Origin of the sequence: Thermomonospora cellulosilytica (genome assembly GCF_014138835.1) — a bacterium.
GTDB classification, from domain to species: domain Bacteria; phylum Actinomycetota; class Actinomycetes; order Streptosporangiales; family Streptosporangiaceae; genus Thermomonospora; species Thermomonospora amylolytica.
The window spans coordinates 288,122-303,562 of the sequence record NZ_JACJII010000001.1; the positions used below are offsets into that span (position 1 = coordinate 288,122).

The following is a 15,441-nucleotide window of genomic DNA, read 5'->3' on the forward strand; positions in this document are numbered from 1 at the left end:
TCGCCTCTCAGTACTTCAGCAGGTTGGCGTCGTCCACCGACGACGACCTGCGGGTCCGGAAGATCGTCATGATGATCGCGAGGCCCACCACGACCTCGGCCGCGGCGACCACCATCACGAAGAAGGCGATGATCTGGCCGTCGAGGTTGCCGTGCATGCGGGCGAACGACACGAACGCCAGGTTGGTGGCGTTGAGCATCAGCTCGACGCACATGAACACCACGATGGCGTTGCGGCGCACCAGCACGCCGACCGCGCCGATGGTGAACAGCAGCGCCGACAGGACCAGGTAGTGTCCGGGACTCACTTGCCCGCCTCCCCTTCACTCGCGCCGGTGCCACCGGCGGCCGGGGTGCCCGCCTTGGTCTCCCGGACCTCGGCGTCGGCGTCATGGGCGACCTCGGTGGCCGCCCTGACCGCCGCCACGTCGTGCTCCACCGCCTGCTCCTCGGTCTGGCCGTGCAGGTCGACGTGCATCCCCGCGGTGCCGCTGCGCTGCGCGATGATCGGGCTGACCGACAGCTCCGACACGCTGCCGTCCGGCAGCAGCGCGGGCATGTCGACCGCGTTGTGCCGGGCGTAGGTGCCGGGGCCGGGCAGCGGCGACGGGTGCCCGCCGGGCCGGAAACGCCGCTTGGACAGTTCCTTCTGGGTGGGCTTGGGGGTGTGCCGCTCGCGGTGCGCCAGCACCATCGCCCCCAGCGCCGCGGTGATCAGCAGTGCGCTGGTCACCTCGAACGCGAACACGTACTTGGTGAACAGCAGCCGGGCCAGCCCGACCACGTTGCCGCCCTCGCCGTTGGCGGCGGCCAGGCCCATCGACTCCGACAGCGCCGCGTTGCCGAGCCCGGTCACCACCAGCACCGCGAAGCCGAGGCCGGCGACAGCCGCCCACAGCCGCTGCCCGCGGATGGTCTCCACCAGCGAGTCGGTGGAGGACACGCCCACCAGCATCAGCACGAACAGGAACAGCATCAGCACCGCGCCGGTGTACACGATCACCTGCACGAACGCCAGGAACGGGGCGTCCTGCACCGCGTACAGCACCGCCAGCGACAGCATCACCACCGCCAGCATCAGCGCCGAGTAGACCGCCTTGCGCATGAAGATCATGCCGAGCGCGGCGGCCACGCTGACGATCGCCAGCAGCCAGAACACCACCGGCTCGCCCGCCTGCGTCGCGGTCTGCGCGAGCACCGGGGTCTGCGTCTCGATCACTTCGTCTCACCGCTCTCGGCACGTACCGCCGCGTCGACGCCGGAGCGCCGGCCGCCGCCCGCGGGCGGGCTGACCGGTGCGTCGTCGGCGTCCTTGAGCCCGAGGCGGTAGTAGTCCTCCTCGGTCTCGCCGAGCCGCATCGGGTGCGGCGGCGCCTCCATGCCCTCGCGCAGCGGCGCCAGCAGCATGTCCTTGGTGTAGATCAGGGACTCGCGGCTGTCGTCGGCCAGCTCGTACTCGTTGGTCATGGTCAGCGCCCGGGTCGGGCACGCCTCGATGCACAGCCCGCACAGGATGCAGCGCAGGTAGTTGATCTGGTAGACGCGGCCGTAGCGCTCGCCCGGCGAGTAGCGTTCCTCGTCGGTGTTGTCGGCGCCCTCGACGTAGATCGCGTCCGCCGGGCAGGCCCACGCGCACAGCTCGCAGCCGACGCACTTCTCCAGCCCGTCCGGCCAGCGGTTGAGCTGGTGCCGGCCGTGGAAGCGCGGCGCGGTGGGCTTCTTCACCTCCGGGTACTGGACGGTCTCGCTCTTTTGGAACATCTGGTGGAAAGCGACACCGAAGCCCTTGACCGGGTTCAGGAAGTCAGTGAGACCCACTGGCCACCTCCTTGTGCGCAGTGACGTCGGCGCCCCGGCGAACGCCGTGGTAGTGCGGCGCGTCCAGCGGCGGCACCGGGAAGGAGCCCTCGGCCTGCCGCGGCACCGCGCCGCGGCCGGAGTCCGCGGCGGTCTCGCCGCCGCCCTTGTCCTGCCTCATCACGTCCCAGACGATCGACAGCAGCAGCACCGCGCCGATCGCCGCGGCCGACCAGATCGCCACCTGGGTCATGTCGTGACCCTCGTTGCGCAGCGCGCGGATGGTGGCCACCAGCATGATCCAGCCGAGCGAGACCGGCATCAGGATCTTCCAGCCCAGCTTCATCAGCTGGTCGTAGCGCACCCGAGGCAGCGAGCCGCGCAGCCAGATGAAGAAGAAGATGAACAGCCACAGCTTGGCCAGGAACCACAGCACCGGCCACCAGCCCTCGTTGGCCCCCGGCCAGACCGTGGAGATCGGCGCCGGGGCCCGCCAGCCGCCCAGGAACAGCGTGGTGCACAGCGCCGACAGGGTGGCCAGGTTGATGTACTCGGCGAGGAAGAACATCGCGAACTTCAGCGACGAGTACTCGGTGTGGAAGCCGCCGACCAGCTCGCCCTCGCCCTCGGGCAGGTCGAAGGGGATCCGGTTGGACTCGCCCATCATCGTGATCACGTAGATCAGGAACGAGGGCAGCAGCATCACCGCGAACCAGCGGTCGGCCTGGGCGTTGACGATCCCGGTGGTGGACATCGTGCCGGCGAACAGGAACACCGCCACGAACGACAGGCCCATCGCGATCTCGTAGGAGATGATCTGCGCGGCCGAGCGCAGCCCGCCCAGCAGCGAGTAGGGCGACATCGACGCCCAGCCCGCCAGCACGATCCCGTACGCCCCGATCGAGGCCATCGCCAGCACCAGCAGCACCGCCACCGGCAGGTCGGTGCCCTGCAGCGGGGTCTGGTGCCCGAAGATCGACACCGTCGGCCCGAACGGGATGATGCTGAACGCGATGAACGCCGGGGTGGCCGAGATCACCGGCGCCAGCACGAAGACGACCTTGTCCACGCCGCGCGGGACGATGTCCTCCTTCAGCGCCAGCTTGATGCCGTCGGCCAGGCCCTGCAGCAGCCCGAACGGCCCGGCCCGGTTGGGCCCGACGCGCAACTGCATCCGGCCGATGACCCGGCGCTCCACCCACATCGACAGCAGCACGGTGAGCACCAGGAAGACGAAGATCGCCAGCACCTTGCCGCCGATCAGCCACCACGGGTCGCGCCCGAAGGACGACAGGGTGGGGTCGGGGGCGGCCAGGGGGACGCTGCTCATGCGGCACCTCCGCTGCCTGCTGCGGCGGCGATCTGCACGATCGCGCCGGTGTCGGCGCCCAGGTCGCGGTACAGCGCGCAGCCCTGGGAGTTGGTCGGCAGCCAGACCACCCGGTCGGGCAGGTCCGGCGTGATCTCCAGCGGCAGGGTCAGCTCCCGGCCGCCGTGCGCCACGGTGACCGCCTCGCCCGCGCCGATCTCGGCGGCGGTGGCGGGCGACAGCCGGGCCACCGCGGGCTTGGCGGTGCCCGCCAGGTACGGCTCGCCGTCCTGCAGCCGGCCCAGGTCCAGCAGCTGCCGCCAGGTGGCCAGCAGCGCCTGCCCCGGTCCGGGCTCGGGCCGGATCCCGGCGGCGACCGCCGGGGCGGCCGGCCGGTCGCCGTGGTAGGAGCCGAGCTGGGCCAGCTCGCGGCGGGCCGCCTCCGGCCCCGGCAGGGCCAGGTGCACGTCCATCTCGTCGGCCAGCGCGTCCAGCACCCGCAGGTCCGGCAGCCGGCCGGGGACCTTCAGCGCCACGTCGAACGACCGGCCGCGGCCCTCCCAGTCGACGAACGTCCCGGCCTTCTCCGGGACCGCCGCCACCGGCAGCACCACGTCGGCGCGGTCGGTGACCGCGCTGGCCCGCTGCTCCAGGCTCACCACGAACGGGGTCGCCTCGATCGCGGCCAGCGCCCCGGCCGGGTCGGGCAGGTCGTAGGGGTCGACGCCGCCGATGAGCAGCGCTCCCAGCTCCCCGGCCGCGGCGGCGGTGAGGATCTGGTCGGTGCTGCGGCCCGGGTCGGCGGGCAGTTCGGCGACGTTCCAGACGCGGGCGACCTCGGCGCGGGCGGCCGGGTCGGTGACCGGGCGGCCGATCGGCAGCAGGACCGGCAGGGCCCCCGCCTCCAGCGCGCCGCGCTCCCCGGCCCGGCGCGGCACCCAGGCCAGCCGGGCCCCGGTGACCTGCGCCAGCCGGACCGCGCTGGACAGCGCGCCGGGGCTGGTGGCCAGCCGCTCGCCGAGCAGGATGACCGCGCCCGCCGCCTTGAGCTCCTCGGCGACCGGCTCGTCACCGGTGACCAGGGAGCCGAGCACCTCGGCCTCGCCGCCGGGCAGCGACCGCAGCAGCGTGCCGCCCATCTTGGCCAGCCCGCGGGAGGCGAACGGGGCGATCGAGTAGACCTTCAGGCCCTTCTTGCGGAACGCCTTGCGCAGCCGCAGGAAGACGATCGGGGACTCCTCCTCCGGCTCGAAGCCGGCCAGCAGCACCGCCGGGGCCTTCTCCAGGTCGGCGTAGGAGACCTCGATGTCGTGGCCCGCCACCGCGGCGGCCAGGAAGTCGGCCTCCTCCGCCGAGTGCGGCCGGGCCCGGAAGTCGATGTCGTTGGTGCCGAGCGCGATCCGGGCGAACTTGCTGTAGGCGTAGGCGTCCTCGAGGGTGAGCCGCCCGCCGGTCAGCACGCCCGTCCTGCCGCGCGCGGCGGCCAGGCCCCGGGCGGCGACGGCCAGCGCCTCCGGCCAGGAGGCCACCTCCAGCTCGCCGTCCTCGTTGCGCACCAGCGGGTGGGTGAGGCGGTCGGGCTGGGTGGTGTAGGTGAACGCCCACCGGCCCTTGTCGCAGTTCCACTCCTCGTTCACCTGCGGGTCGTCACCGGCCAGGCGGCGGGTGATCCGCCCGCGCCGGTGGTCGGTGCGCAGCGCGCAGCCCGAGGCGCAGTGCTCGCAGGCGCTCGGCACCGACACCAGGTCGAACGGCCGGGACCGGAACCGGTAGGCCGCCCCGGTGAGCGCGCCCACCGGGCAGATCTGCACCGTGTTGCCGGAGAAGTAGGACTGGAACGGCTTGCCGTCGGCCGCCCCCACCTGCTCCTTGGCGCCGCGTTCGAACAGGTCGATGAACGCGTCCCCGGCGATCTGGTCGGAGAACCGGGTGCACCGGGCGCACTGGATGCAGCGTTCCCGGTCCAGCAGCACCTGCGAGGACAGCGGGATCGGCTTGGGGAAGGTCCGCTTGGTCTCGGTGAACCGGGACTCGCCGCGGCCGTTGGACATCGCCTGGTTCTGCAGCGGGCACTCGCCGCCCTTGTCGCAGATCGGGCAGTCCAGCGGGTGGTTGATCAGCAGCAGCTCCATCACGCCGTGCTGGGCCTTGTCGGCCACCGGCGAGGTGAGCTGCGTCTTGACCACCATGCCCGGCATCACCGTGGTGGTGCAGGACGCCTGCGGCTTGGGCATCCCCCGGCCGTTGCCGGCGTCGGGGATCTCCACCAGGCACTGCCGGCACGCGCCGACCGGGTCGAGCAGCGGGTGGTCGCAGAACCGGGGGATCTGGATGCCCAGCAGCTCGGCGGCCCGGATGATCAGGGTGCCCTCGGGGACCTCGATCTCGAACCCGTCGATGGTCAGCTTGACCATCTTCGGCTGCTGCTCCACCTCCGCGGAGGTGTTGTCGGTGACCGTCACTGCTCACCTGCCCACACGGTCGACTTGGCGGGGTCGAACGGGCACCCGCCCTGCTTGAAGTGCTCGATGTACTCGTCGCGGAACAGCTTGATCGACGAGGTCACCGGGCTGGTCGCGCCGTCGCCCAGCGCGCAGAAGGACCTGCCGAGGATGTTGTCGGACAGGTCCAGCAGCGTCTCCAGGTCCTCCTCGGAGCCCTGGCCGGCCTCCAGCCGCCTGAGCATCTGCTTGTACCAGTAGGTGCCCTCGCGGCAGGGGGTGCACTTGCCGCACGACTCGTGCGCGTAGAACTCCGACCAGCGCAGCACCGCCCGCACCACGCAGGTGGTCTCGTCGAAGATCTGCAGCGCCCGGGTGCCCAGCATCGACCCGGCCGCCCCGACGCTCTCGAAGTCCAGCGGGACGTCGAGGTGCTCGTCGGTGAACAGCGGGGTCGAGGAGCCGCCGGGGGTCCAGAACTTCAGCCGGTGCCCGGCGCGCACGCCGCCGGCCATGTCCAGCAGCTCCCGCAGCGTGATGCCGAGCGGGGCCTCGTACTGGCCGGGCCGGGTGACGTGCCCCGACAGCGAGAAGATCCCGAAGCCCTTGGACTTCTCGGTGCCCATCGAGGCGAACCAGTCGGCCCCGTTGGCGACGATCGAGGGAACCGAGGCGATGGACTCGACGTTGTTGATCACGGTGGGGCCGCCGTACAGGCCGGCCACCGCCGGGAAGGGAGGCTTGAGCCTGGGTTGACCGCGGTAGCCCTCCAGCGAGTCCAGCAGCGCCGTCTCCTCGCCGCAGATGTAGGCGCCCGCGCCGGTGTGCACCACCAGCTCCAGGTCGTAGCCGGTGCCGAGGATGTCCTTGCCGAGGTAGCCGGCCTCGTACGCCTCGGCGACCGCCTGCTGGAGCCGGCGGATCACGTGCAGCACCTCACCGCGCACGTAGATGAACGCGTGGTTGGAGCGGATGGCGTACGAGCTGATGACGATGCCCTCGACCAGCACGTGCGGGTTGGCCATCATCAGCGGGATGTCCTTGCACGTGCCCGGCTCGGACTCGTCGGCGTTCACCACCAGGTAGCGCGGCTTGTCGCTCTTGGGCGGCAGGAAGCCCCACTTCATCCCGGTGGGGAAGCCCGCGCCGCCGCGGCCGCGCAGCCCGGAGTCCTTGACCGCCTGCACGATGTCGTCCGGCTGCATCCGCAGCGCCTTGCGCAGCGCCTGGTAGCCGCCGTCGCGCTGGTACGCGGCGAGGGTGAACGAGTCGGGCTGGTCCCAGTTGCGGGACAGCACGGGGGTCAGCGTGGTGCTCATTTGTGGATGTCCCCCTGGGTCTTGGAACCGGCGGCGGGCTCGTCCGGCTCGGGCCGGCCGGCGTCCGCGGGCGGCGCCGTCCAGCCGTTGCGCTTGGCCAGCTCCAGGCCCACCAGCGTCTCCGGCCCGGCCTGCGGGCCCTCGCCGGCGCGGCCGTCGGGGAACCCGGCCAGCACCCGGGAGGCCTCCTTCCAGGTGCACACGCTGCCCGGCCCGCGGGTCGGGGCGACCGGCCTGCCGGCGCGCAGGTCGTCGACCAGCTTCCTGGCCTTCTCGGGAGTCATGTTGTCGAAGAACTCCCAGTTGACCATCATCACCGGGGCGAAGTCGCAGGCCGCGTTGCACTCCAGGCGTTCCAGCGAGATCCTGCCGTCCTCGGTGGCCTCGTCATGGCCGACGCCGACGTACTCGGACAGCTCCTCCCAGATCTGGTCGCCGCCCATCACCGCGCACAGCGTGTTGATGCAGACGCCGACGTGGTACTCGCCGACCGGCCGCCGCTTGTACATGGTGTAGAAGGTGGCGACCCCGGTGACCTGCGCGGGCGTGATGCCCAGCTGCTCGGCGCAGAACTCGATGCCGTCGTCGGTGATGTGCCCGTCCACCGACTGCACCAGGTGCAGCAGCGGCAGCAGGGCCGAACGCGGCTTCGGGTACCGCGCGATGATCTCCTTGGCGTCCCGCTCCAGCCGGGCGAGCGTCTCGGGTGCGTACCCCATCAGCGGTCCACGCCTCCCATCACTGGGTCGATAGAGGCGACGGCCGCGATGACATCGGCCACCATGCCGCCCTCGCACATGGCGGGCGTCGCCTGCAGGTTGGTGAAGGACGGGTCGCGGAAGTGCACGCGGTACGGGCGGGTGCCGCCGTCGCTGACCACGTGCACGCCCAGCTCGCCGCGCGGGGACTCGACCGCGGCGTACGCCTGTCCGGCCGGCACCCGGAAGCCCTCGGTCACCAGCTTGAAGTGGTGGATCAGGGCCTCCATCGAGGTGCCCATGATGTGCGCGATGTGCCGGGGCGAGTTGCCCATCCCGTCGGTGCCGATGGCCAGCTGGGCGGGCCAGCCGATCTTCTTGTCCTCGATCATCACCGGGCCCTTGGTGACCGACAGCCGGTCCAGGCACTGCTCGATGATCTTGAGGGACTCCTCCATCTCCTTCATCCGCACCAGGTAGCGGCCGTACACGTCGCAGCTCTCCTGGGTGGCGACCTCGAACTCGTAGGTCTCGTAACCGCAGTACGGCTGGGTCTTGCGCAGGTCCCAGGGCAGCCCGGTGGCGCGCAGCACCGGCCCGGTCACCCCGAGGGCCATGCAGCCCTCCAGGTCCAGGTAGGCGACGTCCTTGGTGCGGGCCAGGTAGACGGGGTTGGCGTCCATCAGCTTGCGGAGCTGCTTGATCCGCCCCGGCATCCGGTCCAGGAACTCGCGCACCTTGGTGAACCCGCCGTGCCCGATGTCCTGGGCGACGCCGCCCGGCCGGACGTAGGCCATGTTCATCCGCAGGCCGGTGATCTCCTCGAACACGTCCAGGGCGTACTCGCGCTCGATGAAGCCGTTCAGCATCACCGTGGTGGCGCCCAGCTCCAGGCCGAACGTGGCGATCGCGACCAGGTGCGAGGAGATCCGGTTGATCTCCATCATCATCACCCGGATGATCTGCGCCCGCTCGGGGATCTGGTCGGTGATCCCCAGCAGCTTCTCCACGCCCAGGCAGTACGCCGTCTCGTTGAAGATCGGCGACAGGTAGTCCATGCGAGTGCAGAACGTGGTCCCCTGGGTCCACGTTCGGTACTCCATGTTCTTCTCGATCCCGGTGTGCAGGTAGCCGATGCCCACCCGGGTCTCGGTGACGGTCTCGCCGTCCAGCGTCAGGATCAGCCGCAGCACCCCGTGCGTGGACGGGTGCTGCGGGCCCATGTTGACGACCAGCCGCTCGTCGCCGCCGTCCTCGGCGGCGGCCACCACCTGGTCCCAGTCGCCGCCGTCGACGCCCAGGACCTTGCCCTCGGTGGCCTCCTCGGCGGCGTACGCGTCGTACTCGGTGTACTTGGCAGAGCTCATCAGACGTACGACCTCCGCTGGTCGGGGGGCACGAGGGACAGGTCTCCGCGCCCCGGTCCCATGGCGACGGGCCGCATCACTCGGGCGAGTCGGCGTTCGCGCCTCATACGTACGACCTCCGCTGGTCGGGGGGCGGGATCTCCGCGCCCCGGTACTCGACCGGGATCCCGCCGAGGGGGTAGTCCTTGCGCTGCGGGTGGCCCACCCAGTCGTCGGGCATCTCGATGCGGGTCAGCGCCGGATGCCCGTCGAAGACGATCCCGAAGAAGTCGTAGGTCTCCCGCTCGTGCCAGTCGTTGGTCGGGTAGATCGACACGATCGACGGGATGTGCGGGTCGGAGTCGGGGCAGGTGACCTCCACCCGGATCCGCCGGTTGTGGGTCATCGACAGGAAGTGGTAGACGGCGTGCAGCTCGGCGCCCGCGTCGTCGGGGTAGTGCACGCCCGACACCCCCGTGCACAGCTCGAACCGCAGGTCGATCTGGTCGCGCAGGGTCTGCGCCACCTGCGGCAGGTACTGCCGCCTGACGAAGAACGTGATCTCGCCGCGGTCCACCACGACCCGCTCGACCGCGTCGCCGAACTCGGGGAACGCCCGCTCCAGCGCGTCGGCGACCTCGTCGAACTCGCCGGGCTCGGCGGCGCCCTCCGGACCGCCGTACGGCCGGGGGCTGGAGACCTTCGGGGCCTGCCGGACGACCAGCCCGCCGTATCCGGAGGTGTCGCCGCTGCCCTTGGCGCCGAACATGCCCCGGCGCACGACCGGCTGCTGCAGCCGGTCCTGCGGCTCGTGCGCCGGCAGCCGGTCGGCGGCCTGCTCGGCCTGCTGTTCCGGGTGCTGGCTGCTCATGAGATCGCCCCCTGACGCTGGCCCAGCAGCGGAAGCTGACGGCGCTTGGCCTCCTCCAGCTCGGCGATCTGCTTCCTGCGGTGCGGGCCCAGCTTGGTGTTCTGGATCTTGTCGTGCAGCTTGAGGATCGCGTCCAGCAGCATCTCCGGCCGCGGCGGGCAGCCGGGCAGGTAGATGTCGACCGGGACGATGTGGTCCACGCCCTGCACGATGGCGTAGTTGTTGAACATGCCGCCGGAGGAGGCGCACACGCCCATCGCGATGACCCACTTGGGCTCGGTCATCTGGTCGTAGATCTGGCGGAGCACCGGGGCCATCTTCTGGCTCACCCGGCCGGCCACGATCATCAGGTCGGCCTGCCGGGGCGTGGCCGAGGCGCGTTCCATCCCCCAGCGGGAGAAGTCGTGCCGGGGGTCGCCGGTGGCCATCATCTCGATGGCGCAGCAGGCCAGCCCGAAGGTGGCCGGCCACACCGAGCTCTTGCGGGCCCAGCCCGCCACCTGCTCGACCGTGGTCAGCAGGAATCCGCTGGGGAGTTTCTCCTCAAGACCCATGTCAGTCCCACTCCAGACCACCGCGTCGCCACACGTAGGCGTACGCGACCAGCACGGTGACGATGAACAGCACCATCTCGACCAGCGCGAAGATCCCCATGCTGTTGAAGGCGACCGCCCACGGGTACAGGAAGATGATCTCGATGTCGAAGACGATGAACAGCATCGCCGTCAGGTAGTACTTGATCGGGAACCGTCCGCCGCCGACCGGCTGCGGAGTCGGCTCGATCCCGCACTCGTAGGCCTCCAGCTTGGCCCTGTTCCACCGCTTGGGGCCGGTGACCGCGGCCATGCCGACCGAAAAGACGGCGAACCCGAACGCCAGCAGGCCCAGCACCACGATCGGAACATAGAGATCCATCGGTCTCTACACCCCCTCCTCGGTTCGTACGGCGTTGTACGGGGTGCACGCCGCCTCGCCGTCGGCGTCGAGGGACGCCGGCGGTGGGGGCGCGATGGCGGCGTGACCAAGGACACGGGTGTGATGCCGGTCTCGGTCACGGGTCGCCACCTTAGTCAGGGTGGTCATCGCAACATCCCTCGGGGGCCCCGCTCGTGGTGTCTGGTTGCCAAGTCATGCCGCCGGGGCCACCTTCGACATGGCGTTGATGATCCGGTCCATCGCGTCGCCGCCCCGCGGATCGGTCAGGTTGGCGAGCAGCTTGAGGGTGAACCGCATGAGCGTCGGATGCGGCAGGCCGTGCCGGGTCAGGAACTTCATCACCCGCGGGTCCCCGATCGCCCTGACGAACAGGCGGCCGAGCGTGAAGTAGCCGCCGTGCTCCTCCTTGAGGACGCGGGGGTACTCGTGCAGGGTGCGCTCGCGCTGCCCGGCGGTGGGACGGGCCAGGGCCTGCACGATGGTCTCGGCGGCCAGCCGGCCGGACTCCAGCCCGTAGTCGATGCCCTCGCCGTTGAACGGGTTGACCATGCCGCCGGCGTCGCCGACCAGCAGCATCCCCCGGCTGTAGTGCGGCTGCCGGTTGAAGCCCATGGGCAGGGCGGCGCCGCGGATGGGGCCCTCGGCGTGCTCCTCGTCGAACTGCCACTCCTCGGGCATCTGGGCGCACCAGCCGCGCATCATGGCGCGGTAGTCCACGTTCTGGAACGCCTTACTGGTGTTGAGCAGCCCGAGGCCGACGTTGGCCAGCCCGTTGCCCAGCGGGAACACCCAGCCGTAGCCGGGCAGCAGCCGCTGTCCGTCCCACAGCTCCAGCCAGGACTCCAGGTACTCGTCGTCGTGCCGGGGCGTGCGGTAGTAGCGCCGGACGGCCACGCCCATCGGGCGGTCCTCGCGCTTGCGGATGCCCATCGCCAGCGACAGCCGGCTGGAGACCCCGTCGGCGGCCACCACCAGCGGCGCCCGGTACTCCACCTCCTCGCCCTCGTGGCGGGCGGTCACCCCGACGATCCGGCCGGTGCGCTCGTCGACGATCGGGCCGGTGACGGTGCAGCCCTGCCGGAGCCCGGCGCCCGCCTTGGCGGCGTGCTCGGCCAGCAGCTGGTCCAGGTCGGTGCGCGCCCGGACCATCCCGAAGTCGGGGAACGTCGCCAGCTCGGGCCAGTCCAGCTCGATCTTGACGCCGCCGCCGTAGATCCGCAGGCCCCGGGTCCGGGTCCAGCCGGGGGCGGCCAGGTCGACGCCCATCGAGATCAGCGCGCGGACCGCGCGCGGGGTGAGCCCGTCCCCGCAGACCTTGTCGCGCGGGAAGGTGGCCTTCTCCAGCAGCAGCACGTCCAGGCCCGCCTGTGCCAGCCAGTAGGCGGTCGCCGAACCGGCGGGGCCCGCTCCGACGACGATGACGTCGGCCTGTCCGGAGGAGTCGGTCACGAGGGTTCCTTAGCTCGTTCGCTTGTGAAGTACTTCACAAACATCCGTTGGGGAGTCTATGCCTTCGGCGGGGTGGATTGGTACCTGACCCCGAGGGCTTTTTGGACCGGTCCCACGAACCTTGTGTTCAGTTGTCCCGACGAACGCCGGCCGACCGGCCCTCCGGAACGCTAGCCCGGATTGACCGCGTGGTGCATCGCGACGACGCCGAACGTCAGGTCGCGCCACCGCACCGAGCCCCATCCGGCGTCCTGCAGCCGCCGCGCCAGCGCCGCCTGGTCGGGCCAGGCCAGCGTGGATTCGGCCAGGTAGTGATAGGAGTCGGGGTTGGACGACACCCGGGCCAGCAGCGGCAGCCCGTACCGCAGGTGCAGCCGGTGCCCGAACCGCAGCACCGCGTTCGGCGGATGGCTGACCTCGCACACCAGCAGCCGCCCGCCCACCCTGGTCACCCGCCGCAGTTCCCGCAACGCCTGATCGGTGTCGGCGACGTTGCGCAATCCGAACGAGATGGTCACGGCGTCGAACACCCCGTCCCCGAACGGCAGGCGCAACGCGTCCCCGGCCACGAACCGGGGCTTGCGCTCCCCCGGCACGCCGGCCATCCGCCGCGTCCCCACCCGCAGCATCCCCAGCGAGAAGTCGCACGCCACGGTCTGCGCACCCGCCTCGGCGAACGGCAGCGACGAGGTCCCCGTCCCCGCCGCCAGATCCAGGATCCGCTCCCCGGGCCGCGCCCCGACCGCCGCGACCACCGCCCGCCGCCACCGACGGTCCATCCCCCCCGTCATCAGGGAGTTCAACAGGTCATAGCGCTCGGCGGTGGTGTCGAACATCGCGGCCACGTCTTCCGGCCGCTTGTCAAGTGAAGCCCGGGTCATGCTTGCTATTGTCGCGCCTCCGGCGCGACGGCTCGCGCGCCGGGGGACGCGTGGCCGTGCGGTCGTCGTTTTCAAGATCGCTCGTTCCTCGCGATCTTGAAAGCCTCCTCCCTTACGGCCACGCGGGCGCGCTCGCGGTGGCCTTCAGGATCCGCCGTGCAGGGTCACCGTGTGGTGACGGTGCAGGGCTCCCGAGCGTCAGTCCTCTTTGCCGCGGGACTTTTCGAACTTGTGGCGGGCGTTGAGGAAGGCGTCGACGACGGCGGCGGAGAACTCCTCGCGGCGGCGGGCCAGCAGGACGTAGCTGACGATGCCGCTGATCAGGACGGCGAGGGCGAGCAGGATGAGCAGGGCGCCGGACTCGCCGTAGTCCAGCGGGAGCACCAGGTAGAGGATGCCTGCGGTGGCCGCGAAGACGGCGAGGCGGGCCACGGTGTAGGCGAGCAGGGAGCGCATGACGTTCCGGAGTCTATGCCAGGACCTGGGACAACAGCGCCGGGTCGACGTTGCCGCCGGACAGCACCGCGACCTGGCGGGCGGCGGCGGGCAGCTCGTCGCGGTGGAACAGGTAGGCGGCGGTGGCGACGGCGCCGGCGGGTTCGGCGATCAGGCGGGCGTGCAGGGCCAGGTGCCGCATGGCGGCGCGGATCTCGTCCTCGGCGACCGTCACGATGTCGTCGACGTACTCCTTGATGTGCGCGAACGTCAGCGAGCCGACGCGGGAGACGCGCAGCGCGTCGGCGATGGTGCGGCCGGTCTGCTCGGCGGTCCAGCCGACCCGCTTGCCGGCGCGCAGCGAGTCGCGGACGTCGGCGGCCAGCTCGGGCTCCACGCCGATCACCCTGGTCTGCGGGAGGAGCTGCTTGACCGCGGCGGCCACCCCGGAGATCAGCCCGCCGCCGCCGACCGGGACCAGCACCGCCTCCACGTCGGGGGCCTGCCGGACGATCTCCAGGCCGACGGTGCCCTGCCCGGCGATCACCCCGGGGTCGTCGAACGGCGGGACCAGGGTGAAGCCGTGCGAGGCGGCGAGCCGTTCGGCGGTCTCGGTGCGGGCCTCCATGGAGGGCTCGACGTACACGATCTCCGCGCCCAGCCGGCGGCACGCCTCGACCTTGACCGCGGGGGCGGTGTGCGGGACGACCAGCACCGCCGGGATCCCCAGCCGGCCGGCGGTGTAGGCGACCGCCTGGGCGTGGTTGCCGCTGGAGTGGGTGACCACGCCGCGGGCGCGCCGCTCCTCCGGCAGCCGGGCGATGGCGTTGTAGGCGCCGCGCAGCTTGAACGCCCCGATCGGCTGCAGCGACTCGGCCTTGATCTGCAGGCCGGGGGCGTTCGGGGTGAGCGGCACCAGCGGGGTCCGGACGCACACCCCGGCCAGCCGGGCCGCCGCGTCCTCGATGTCGGCCAGGGTCACCAGCTCGGGGCCGGGCGCACCGCGGTGGCGGCCCCGGGCGGGCGGGGTCGCCGCCGTCGCCTCGTCGTGTCGGGTCACTCCGGACATGGAGTCGAGACTATGCGGTCGCCCCCGGCGGGCGGCGCGGTCCCGGCGGGCGGCGCCGATCGGGGCGCACCGCGCGTTCCGCGACGGGCCGTGGGGCGGGGGCGGAGCCCCGGGACGGATGTGACCGAAGCTCACATATACGTGCCGTGATCATCCCAGGTCAACTAGCTACGGTCGGTGATGTTTTCCGAAAACAAGGGAGAAAACGGTCCCCGCCCGGCACACTAAGAATCTGTCCACCCGCACCGCAAGCGGGACAAAGGGGGAGAGAACAACGTGGAAAGTACCAGCGAGCGCCTGCTGACCCCCGGAGAGGTGGCCGCGCTCTTCAGGGTCGACCCCAAGACGGTGACCCGGTGGGCCGCGGCGGGCCGGATCAGCAGTATCCGCACGCCCGGAGGCCACCGTCGCTTCCGTGAGTCCGAGGTGCACGCGCTGCTGCGCGGGGAAGAGCCGCTGGCCGAGCACTCGGGCCGCTGATCCGCGGAACCTGCCCCGCCCGGACCGATCGCTTCGGGGGGACGAACCCCCAGACCCCCCGAAAGGTCGCCACCGGGCGCCGGCGGTTCCGCCCGCCGCCGTTTGCAACGGTCCAACCGTACGGGGCGCGACGGCGGCGACATCGGCGGGTTCAGTGCTCCTCCGTGCGCGAGGCCTTGTACTCCTCGAACTCCCGGAGCAGGGCCTCGTCCCCTTCCCGCCACTGCCGGCGCCGGTCCGCCAGTTCCTCCTCGGTCAGCGACTCGCCCAGCAGCCGCTCGTAGTCGGGGTCGTCCGGACCGATCTCGACGTATCCCTGGCCGATGATCCGCCCGTCGTCCGTGGTGGCGCTCCGAGGGACGCGCAGCGTGCCGTCGGGAAGCCGGATCACGTACACCGTCGATCACCTCG

General features: G+C 71.2%; 18 protein-coding genes. 1 reads left to right on the forward strand and 17 read right to left on the reverse strand.

Annotated features, from left to right (window positions below; genetic code table 11):
• Positions 1–7: 7 nt before the first annotated feature.
• The 16 genes from nuoK to HNR21_RS01510 form a co-directional block, all read right to left on the reverse strand.
• Complete coding sequence (gene nuoK, locus HNR21_RS01435) at positions 8–307, reverse strand: NADH-quinone oxidoreductase subunit NuoK (protein WP_119728282.1); 300 nt, start codon at positions 305–307, stop codon at positions 8–10.
• Positions 304–1,218, reverse strand: a complete 915-nt coding sequence (locus tag HNR21_RS01440) for an NADH-quinone oxidoreductase subunit J (protein WP_376766569.1) — start codon at positions 1,216–1,218, stop codon at positions 304–306. The genes nuoK and HNR21_RS01440 overlap by 4 nt, the downstream gene beginning before the upstream one ends.
• A complete protein-coding gene (gene nuoI, locus HNR21_RS01445; protein ID WP_119728281.1) occupies positions 1,215–1,817 on the reverse strand; it encodes an NADH-quinone oxidoreductase subunit NuoI in 603 nt (200 codons plus the stop codon). Before nuoI ends, HNR21_RS01440 begins: the two co-directional genes overlap by 4 nt.
• Complete coding sequence (gene nuoH / locus HNR21_RS01450) at positions 1,804–3,126, reverse strand: NADH-quinone oxidoreductase subunit NuoH (RefSeq protein ID WP_182703710.1); 1,323 nt, start codon at positions 3,124–3,126, stop codon at positions 1,804–1,806. Before nuoH ends, nuoI begins: the two co-directional genes overlap by 14 nt.
• Positions 3,123–5,567 carry an NADH-quinone oxidoreductase subunit G gene (locus HNR21_RS01455; protein ID WP_182703711.1) on the reverse strand — a complete coding sequence of 815 codons (2,445 nt, stop codon included), beginning with the start codon at positions 5,565–5,567 and terminating at the stop codon, positions 3,123–3,125. Before HNR21_RS01455 ends, nuoH begins: the two co-directional genes overlap by 4 nt.
• Positions 5,564–6,865, reverse strand: coding sequence for an NADH-quinone oxidoreductase subunit NuoF (gene nuoF, locus HNR21_RS01460; protein ID WP_119728278.1), 1,302 nt, complete (start codon positions 6,863–6,865; stop codon positions 5,564–5,566). Before nuoF ends, HNR21_RS01455 begins: the two co-directional genes overlap by 4 nt.
• A complete protein-coding gene (gene nuoE, locus HNR21_RS01465) occupies positions 6,862–7,584 on the reverse strand; it encodes an NADH-quinone oxidoreductase subunit NuoE (RefSeq protein ID WP_182703712.1) in 723 nt (240 codons plus the stop codon). The genes nuoF and nuoE overlap by 4 nt, the downstream gene beginning before the upstream one ends.
• Positions 7,584–8,930, reverse strand: coding sequence for an NADH-quinone oxidoreductase subunit D (locus HNR21_RS01470; protein WP_119728276.1), 1,347 nt, complete (start codon positions 8,928–8,930; stop codon positions 7,584–7,586). Before HNR21_RS01470 ends, nuoE begins: the two co-directional genes overlap by 1 nt.
• 103 nt (positions 8,931–9,033) lie before the next feature.
• Positions 9,034–9,780 carry an NADH-quinone oxidoreductase subunit C gene (locus HNR21_RS01475; RefSeq protein WP_182703713.1) on the reverse strand — a complete coding sequence of 249 codons (747 nt, stop codon included), beginning with the start codon at positions 9,778–9,780 and terminating at the stop codon, positions 9,034–9,036.
• A complete protein-coding gene (locus tag HNR21_RS01480; protein ID WP_119728274.1) occupies positions 9,777–10,334 on the reverse strand; it encodes a NuoB/complex I 20 kDa subunit family protein in 558 nt (185 codons plus the stop codon). Before HNR21_RS01480 ends, HNR21_RS01475 begins: the two co-directional genes overlap by 4 nt.
• 1 nt (position 10,335) lies before the next feature.
• Positions 10,336–10,695: an NADH-quinone oxidoreductase subunit A gene (locus HNR21_RS01485; protein ID WP_119728273.1), complete on the reverse strand. Its 360-nt coding sequence runs from the start codon at positions 10,693–10,695 to the stop codon at positions 10,336–10,338.
• Positions 10,696–10,701: 6 nt separating this feature from the next.
• Entirely contained in the window at positions 10,702–10,863 is a 162-nt protein-coding gene (locus HNR21_RS01490) for a hypothetical protein (protein WP_182703714.1), read from the reverse strand.
• Between the two features lie 45 nt (positions 10,864–10,908).
• Positions 10,909–12,165 carry a geranylgeranyl reductase family protein gene (locus HNR21_RS01495; protein ID WP_182703715.1) on the reverse strand — a complete coding sequence of 419 codons (1,257 nt, stop codon included), beginning with the start codon at positions 12,163–12,165 and terminating at the stop codon, positions 10,909–10,911.
• A 170-nt stretch (positions 12,166–12,335) separates the two neighbouring features.
• The gene (locus HNR21_RS01500; protein ID WP_182703716.1) at positions 12,336–13,046 is read right to left on the reverse strand and encodes a demethylmenaquinone methyltransferase; all 711 of its coding nucleotides are present in this window, start codon (positions 13,044–13,046) and stop codon (positions 12,336–12,338) included.
• Between the two features lie 198 nt (positions 13,047–13,244).
• Positions 13,245–13,502: a DUF4229 domain-containing protein gene (locus HNR21_RS01505; protein ID WP_182703717.1), complete on the reverse strand. Its 258-nt coding sequence runs from the start codon at positions 13,500–13,502 to the stop codon at positions 13,245–13,247.
• Positions 13,503–13,515: 13 nt separating this feature from the next.
• Positions 13,516–14,550: a threonine ammonia-lyase gene (locus HNR21_RS01510; protein ID WP_182703718.1), complete on the reverse strand. Its 1,035-nt coding sequence runs from the start codon at positions 14,548–14,550 to the stop codon at positions 13,516–13,518.
• A gap of 276 nt (positions 14,551–14,826) precedes the next feature.
• Here HNR21_RS01510 and HNR21_RS01515 point away from each other — a divergent pair, with 276 nt between their 5' ends.
• Positions 14,827–15,030, forward strand: a complete 204-nt coding sequence (locus HNR21_RS01515; RefSeq protein ID WP_103937724.1) for a BldC family transcriptional regulator — start codon at positions 14,827–14,829, stop codon at positions 15,028–15,030.
• A gap of 151 nt (positions 15,031–15,181) precedes the next feature.
• On the opposite strand, the gene HNR21_RS01520 is transcribed toward HNR21_RS01515, so the two are convergent.
• Entirely contained in the window at positions 15,182–15,427 is a 246-nt protein-coding gene (locus HNR21_RS01520) for a hypothetical protein (protein WP_119728269.1), read from the reverse strand.
• Positions 15,428–15,441 lie beyond the last annotated feature (14 nt).